Here is a 6,933-nt window from a genome sequence, read left to right on the forward strand (position 1 = left end):
TTTTTCATACGGAGTAGATTTACCCGAAGCTATATCATACTTAAATATAGAAGTGGGATACGTGAACGATGTAAACGAATAATATACTTCCTTATCGCCAATCTTGCCACCAAAGCCACCGGCGGTTCCTATACCCGGCAACTCTACTTCACGCTCCAGCTTACCATGATAGTCGAACTGCTTGACGAGTGTACTCGCATCTTTCAAATAGTTCACGAATAATTTTTTACCGGCTGTACTTACTCCCTGCAATGCATTTTCAGTTTCCGGTATAATATCTTTCCAATGATCCGGTGCAGGGTTTGCAAAGTCTACTTCTACAATGCGGTCGTTCGGAGCATGGAGGTTCGTTTGAATGATGAGTCGCGAGCCATCATTATCAATCACACTATGGTTGTTATCGAAGTTATTTACCAGGTTTACCAGTTTACCTTTCGGGTCTTTCAAATCCTGAACATAAAGTTCGTTACCTGTTGTGCTGGTGGCGGCTGATACGATGAGGAAGCGTTCATCTTCGGTAAGTCCTGCCCCGATATACCGGCGCGGAGTTTCTTCGCCACCAAATACAAGTTTATCCTCACGCTGTGGCGTGCCGAGCTTGTGATAATATAATTTATGATGTTGTGTCTTCGATGAAAGCTCACTGCCTTTCGGTTTGTCGTAACTGCTATAATAAAAACCTTCGTTACCTTTCCACGCTATGCCGGTAAATTTGAGATCGCGCAGCGAGTCTTCCACCACCGACTTATCAGCCGTTCTGATCACGATAGCCTTGCGCCAGTCTGATCCCCCTTCTGAAATAAGATAAGCGGTAAGCGATGCATCTTTTGTAAAGTATATACCCGACAATCCTGTTGTACCATCTTTCGAAAAAGTATTAGGGTCCAGAAAAACTTCGGGTGTTCCGTCCTCCCCTTTCTTACGGTATAGAACGCTATGGTTCTGCAATCCATCATTCTTATAGAAGTAGTAGTATTCTCCTTCTTTGAACGGTGCACTGAGGCGCTCGTAATTATATACCTGCTCAAGGCGTTTCTTTACCGTTTCACGATAAGGAATTTTCGCGAGGAAGTCGAACGTAACTTCATTCTGCGCTTTTACCCATTCAGCAGTTTCCTGGGCTGTATCATTCTCAAGCCAACGGTAGGGGTCTGCTACTTTTACATCAAAGAATGTATCGACTGAGTCAACTTTCTTGGTTTCTGGATATTTCATACTTGTCTCTTCTTTCTTCGTTGAACACGCCAGCGTTATCAACGCCAGGCAAGTTACCGGTAAACGTGTTTGAATTTTCATACAATCCTTAATTAATGATTCAAAATACACTTTCCCGTTTATCCATACCAAACAAACTTAGGACGAACGGCAACGTGGCTGGTGGAGTCAATAATTGGCTGCGAGCCTCAAGCTGCCAGCTGCTGGACGATGTTGCTGAGGGAACGTGTTCGTTAGTAGAAACGTGCCGGGGTGGATTAGCTGCCAGAGGAGTGGAAGCGATGGGATTAAGGTGCGCTTAAAAAATCAAAAACAAAAAAATTCTACTGTCCTTCTCCATTTGGAGAAGGGAAGGGATGAGGCCCAACCTCCAAGCTGCCAGCATCGAACCATTTCAAGAAGCCGTAAAATGATGATTACCTTCCAGCACCTCGCAGCCAGCAGCTCGCAGCTATTTCCATCAGCTTTCATTATCAAAATATAGCTTGTAGTAGTGTTTGCCCGTAACTTCATCGAAGCCTTTTTCGATGAGCTCGCGGTTGCCATGTATATAGATGTGAAAGTTCTTGTCGAGCTTTAATACAGTCTTGAATATGCGTGCCTGTTTCTTTACTGCTTGTGCCGATATCTCGAAGTGGTCGATCACGTCAAAGTTATTGTTGGCCATAAAGTCATTGCCGAAATTTCGGAACGACTCAATTACATCTACGTTTCCAAGTACATTTACTTCGAAATCAGCTTTACTGAATTCTTCATTGGAGCGGAAAAATTCCATCGAACGATTTAACAGATCGATCTTATCGGCCTTCGATACGCTAAACTCTTCTGAAAGCTGATCTTCCACATACTGCTTCGTAAGCTGCATGAAGTTCTGCGTATGATGAAACGCATCCGACCGTGGTTTTATATTCAGAAAGTCGTGCTTCCAGAAATGCGCATCCGATTTGTTGATGTTATCTACAATCAACACTTTATACCCTTCGTCTTCTTCGCGATTCAAGATCAGGCAGCCTTTGTCGAGCTTTTTTACATTTATACCTTCATCGGCATGCAGGCTGAATTGGTGCGAGAGTTTCAAATAATTCTCTTTGTTCTCCGACTTAAATATACCAATCGCCTCTACATTGTCGTTCTGCACTTCCACGCTTTGAAAGTAGGCTATATATAGTTCGCCCGGCTTGATGTTGGGGTGTTGCGTGGCTTCATATAAATGCTTCGCCAGGTTTACTGAGTTCTCGTGAAACGAGCCCGGCTCTTTAAATATCTGTGAAGCAAACTGATATATAGGGTTCAGCTTGAAGTCTTCGTTGGAGAACGTAAACGTATAAAACGCAGGCGTACCGAAGTTGGAGAGAAAATATGTACGCAGTAACTGCTGTATACGTTCGTCATCCACCTCAATCGGCGCTTCCGAAAGTCGCAGCGAATCGCCATTGGCACGATTACCTATATAGTGAGCAGACACCTCACGTATCTGCGCAAACTCCGAATCTATCATGTTTATTATAGGTTACACGTTATCCGCGTTCCGTTTACTATTGAAGAATACTATAAATAGTTGCTAGCCGCTAGCTTCGAGCTGCTGGAAGGTAATTGTTATTTTACGAGCTGCTTCCAACGGTTCGATGCCGGTGATTTGGAGCTTTGGCTTCATGCGGAATTTTTTTCTTTTATTTTTCAAGCACACTGAATCCGATCACTCCCACTCCTCTAACAGCCAGTAGCTTGAAGCTCACAACTAATCCACCCGACACATTTCTATTAAACAAACACGTCCCCTCAGCAATATCATCCAGCAGCTGGTAGCCAGAAGCTCGCAGCTATTGTATCACATCAAAGCCCGTATACGGTACCAGCACTTTCGGAATACGGATCCCCTCTTTGGTCTGGTTGTTTTCCAGTATAGCGGCTACGATGCGGGGTAATGCCAGTGCGCTTCCGTTGAGTGTATGCAGCAACTGTGTTTTACCTTCCTTGTTTTTATAGCGCAGCTTGAGGCGGTTGGCCTGGAATGTTTCGAAGTTACTTACCGAGCTTACTTCGAGCCAGCGTTGCTGGGCAGCAGAGAATACTTCCATGTCGTAGGTCATGGCAGAATTAAAGCCCATGTCGCCACCGCAGAGTAATAATTTACGATACGGTAATTCCAGTTTCTCCAGCAAACCTTGTACGTGAGCACACATTTCATCCAGTACCTGGTATGAATCTTCAGGCTTGCGTACCTGCACAATCTCTACTTTATCGAACTGATGCAGGCGATTCAACCCGCGCACGTGCGCACCCCAGCTTCCTGCTTCACGGCGAAAGCAGGGTGTATAGCCTGCATTTTTGATTGGCAGTTCATCTTCCTGCAACAATACATCGCGGTATAAATTTGTGATCGGTACTTCGGCAGTAGGAATCAGGTATAAACCATCTTCATTCACAAAGTACATTTGTCCTTCCTTGTCGGGTAGTTGCCCGGTGCCGTAGCCGGAAGCTTCGTTCACCACAATGGGTGGTTGTATTTCGCGATAGCCCAGACGTGCAGCTTCATCCAAAAAGAAATTGATGAGTGCACGTTGCAGCCGCGCACCTTTGCCTTTATATACCGGAAACCCCGCACCGGCGATTTTTATACCCAGGTCGAAATCGATGATGTCGTATTTCTTAATTAGCTCCCAGTGCGGCAGTGCATCGCTGTCGAGCTGCGGAACTGTTCCATGCTGGTATACGTTAAGATTATCGTCTGCACCAACACCGGCCGGTACTTGCTCGTGTGGAACGTTGGGGACCTTATACAACAATTCAAGCTGTCGTTTCTCGTATGTATCAAGTTCTGCTTCCAGCGTTTTTACTTTGTCTTTATCGGCGGCAACAGCAGCGCGTAAAGCAGTAGCGTCATCTTGCTTGCCAGACTTCATCAACTCGCCAATCTTTTTGGCATCGCTGTTCGATTTAGCTTTCAGTTCATCAAGTACCTTCTGGGTATCTCTGCGTAACTGATCATTTTCGAGCACCTGTTGAATGAGTGTCTGTGCATCTTTAAAATTTCGTTTACTCAAACCCTGAATAATTTTTTCGGTTTGTTCACGAATGACGGCTACTTGTAGCATGCGTATGATTTTTTAAGGGTTCCAAAATTAGTTTTTTTGATCGGGTTGAGCTTTTGCCATTTGAATAAAAATATTTAACCATTTGATAATTTTTAATTTTGGGTTATACTTGCAATGTCATTCGGCTTTTATCTCAAGCCCTCTGAATATAAATCCGGACTCTTTACTAAATTTTTGTTCTCTAGTTATCTGTTTTTCATGGACGTTACTATTCAGCGCTTTTTGCTGATCACCACAACCAATTTCACAAATCATTTTTAACTAAATCATTCATTTTTAAATCTCATGTACACTATTGACGACCTGAATGTCAGGCTGCTTTCTGAGTTAAAAGAAATCGCAGAGGATATGGGCGTAAAGAACGCCAAGAAGCTCTCCAAGCAAGACCTCATCTACAAAATCCTCGATCAACAAGCTGTATCTGGCGACACATCTGCCCCCGCCAAAAAAGCCGCCGTTACTGCTGCTCCCGAAACTGCTGAATCTACCGACACCAACGCTGCTGCGCCTGAACGCAAAATGCGCCCGCGCAGACGCGAAAATGTAGCACCCGCTGTTTCAACTCCGCCTCCGCCTGCAAAAGCGGAAACCGACTTTACTTCTGATGAATTACTCGACTCTATAAATCTCGATTTCGATTCGCCTGCTTCTTCTTCCTCATCGTCTGCTCCTCAAAATTTTGAAGACAACGCTGACGACAGCGATATCGAAAATATCATTATTAATGAAGAGCCGCGCCACGACCGCATGCCCGAAAGACAACAGCATCATCAGCGGGCTGCCTCTATACGCGAGTTTGATGGCGCCATCAGCAACGAAGGCGTACTCGAAATTATGCAGGATGGCTACGGCTTCCTCCGCTCATCAGACTATAATTACCTGGCCAGCCCTGACGATATTTACGTATCGCCATCGCAGATAAAATTATTCGGACTCAAAACCGGTGATACCGTAAAAGGTTTGATCCGCCCGCCGAAAGAAGGTGAAAAATATTTCGCACTCTTAAAAGTTGAATCCGTTAACGGCAAAACTACCGAAGAGATCCGCGACCGCGTGGCATTTGAATACCTCACGCCACTCTTCCCCGAGCAGAAACTAAAGCTCAGCACTACACCCGACAATATGTCTACCCGTATACTCGACCTGTTCTCGCCTATCGGTAAAGGACAGCGCGGTATGATTGTGGCACAACCCAAGACCGGTAAAACTGTATTGCTGAAAAATATAGCGAACGCCATTGCACAAAATCACCCGGAAGTATATTTGATCGTATTGCTGATCGATGAACGCCCGGAAGAAGTTACCGACATGGCGCGCAGCGTAAATGCAGAAGTAATTGCTTCTACATTCGATGAACAGGCCGAGCGCCACGTGAAAGTTTCCAGCATTGTGCTTGAAAAAGCAAAGCGCATGGTAGAATGCGGACACGATGTAGTGATTCTCCTCGACTCTATTACACGTCTCGCACGAGCTTATAACACCGTGGTGCCATCGTCCGGTAAAATACTTTCCGGTGGTGTGGATGCCAACGCACTGCACAAGCCGAAGCGCTTCTTTGGTGCGGCCCGTAAAATTGAAAACGGTGGCTCACTCACCATTATCGCTACCGCTCTGATCGATACCGGCTCGAAGATGGACGAAGTTATCTTCGAAGAATTTAAAGGTACCGGCAACATGGAATTGCAGCTCGACCGCAAGCTGGCCAACAGACGCGTATACCCTGCTATGGATGTACCGGCATCGGGCACACGCCGCGAAGACCTGCTCATGAAAGAAGAAGAACTGCAACGCGTATGGATACTGCGCAAGTTTATGTCTGACATGAACTCCGTAGAAGCCATGGAATTTTTACAAGGTAAAATGAAAGGCACCCGCACCAACGAAGAGTTCCTGCTCTCCATGAACGGGTAGTCCAATCGCAGATATACCGCTATAATTTTAAAGAGCCGTTCCCGTTAAAGGAGCGGCTCTTTCTTTTTTTATGCAATTGAAAAATTAGAAGATTGAAAAATTGAAAAACAGTATACCTCCTGCCTTTCCCTTTGAGCAACTTCGTGTCTTCCCTTTGTGTAACTCCGTGCCACTGGATTTCCAATCTTCCAATTTTCTAATCCTCCCTCTCTTCGGAAACAAAATCCTACCCTTCGGAAACTAAATCCCCGCCTTCGGAAAGAAATGTTTCAACGGCCAAACGATAGCAGTATGTTCAACACGCTTACACGCCAGGAGCGCCAAATTTCCCTACCGTATAGCATCAGGAGGGCCGCGCTGTGTCGGATGGGCTGTGCAGCGTGCGCCTGACAGTTGCAAGATCGAGATATAACTCGAACGCCTGGCGTGAGCAGTCACTGACTACTTCCGTATCGGTTGTGCGTGCGTATTGTTCCAGCAGGGAGTCATACCACTGGCACAACTGATCGGAAGGATCAGTAAACCCCACAAGCTCCAGCACGGTATCGCGAAAGTTGTAGGCAGGTATAGCGACCGGGAAACCGGCCTGCTCTAAATGGTATACAGCCCTGCGACTGTTGAGCTCTTTGCGGATCATAACAATGGCAAGTTCGGCTTCACCCGGAAGACGAACCGTGAGAACATCGGGCGGAACGGTGATTTTCATATAACT

The 6,933-nt window shown here is 45.7% G+C and carries 4 protein-coding genes and 1 pseudogene; 1 reads left to right on the forward strand and 4 read right to left on the reverse strand.

Going from position 1 to position 6,933, the window contains the following annotated elements:
* The 3 genes and pseudogenes from V7Q33_RS03825 to serS all read right to left on the reverse strand — a co-directional run.
* Nucleotides 1-1,296 (reverse strand): annotated as a pseudogene (locus V7Q33_RS03825) (S9 family peptidase); the annotation flags it as partial.
* Nucleotides 1,297-1,675: 379 nt separating this feature from the next.
* Nucleotides 1,676-2,713 (reverse strand): nucleoid-associated protein, encoded by a 1,038-nt coding sequence (locus tag V7Q33_RS03830; RefSeq protein WP_331983895.1) that lies wholly within the window; start codon nt 2,711-2,713, stop codon nt 1,676-1,678.
* A gap of 322 nt (nt 2,714-3,035) precedes the next feature.
* The gene (gene serS, locus V7Q33_RS03835) at nt 3,036-4,310 is read right to left on the reverse strand and encodes a serine--tRNA ligase (protein ID WP_333818953.1); all 1,275 of its coding nucleotides are present in this window, start codon (nt 4,308-4,310) and stop codon (nt 3,036-3,038) included.
* Between the two features lie 285 nt (nt 4,311-4,595).
* Between serS and rho the strand changes: the two genes are divergently transcribed.
* Nucleotides 4,596-6,221: a transcription termination factor Rho gene (gene rho / locus V7Q33_RS03840; protein ID WP_333818954.1), complete on the forward strand. Its 1,626-nt coding sequence runs from the start codon at nt 4,596-4,598 to the stop codon at nt 6,219-6,221.
* A gap of 343 nt (nt 6,222-6,564) precedes the next feature.
* On the opposite strand, the gene V7Q33_RS03845 is transcribed toward rho, so the two are convergent.
* On the reverse strand, nt 6,565-6,933 hold a 369-nt coding region (locus tag V7Q33_RS03845), incomplete at its 5' end, for a hypothetical protein (RefSeq protein WP_333818955.1).

The sequence above is a fragment of the Ohtaekwangia sp. genome (assembly GCF_036786105.1).
In the GTDB taxonomy this organism is placed as follows: Bacteria; Bacteroidota; Bacteroidia; order Cytophagales; family Cyclobacteriaceae; genus Ohtaekwangia.

Coding starts and splice junctions, on each gene's coding strand:
- V7Q33_RS03830 (WP_331983895.1), bottom strand. CDS start 2,713: ATGATAGATTCGGAGTTTGCGCAGATACGTGAGGTGTCTGCTCACTAT.
- serS (WP_333818953.1), bottom strand. CDS start 4,310: ATGCTACAAGTAGCCGTCATTCGTGAACAAACCGAAAAAATTATTCAG.
- rho (WP_333818954.1), top strand. CDS start 4,596: ATGTACACTATTGACGACCTGAATGTCAGGCTGCTTTCTGAGTTAAAA.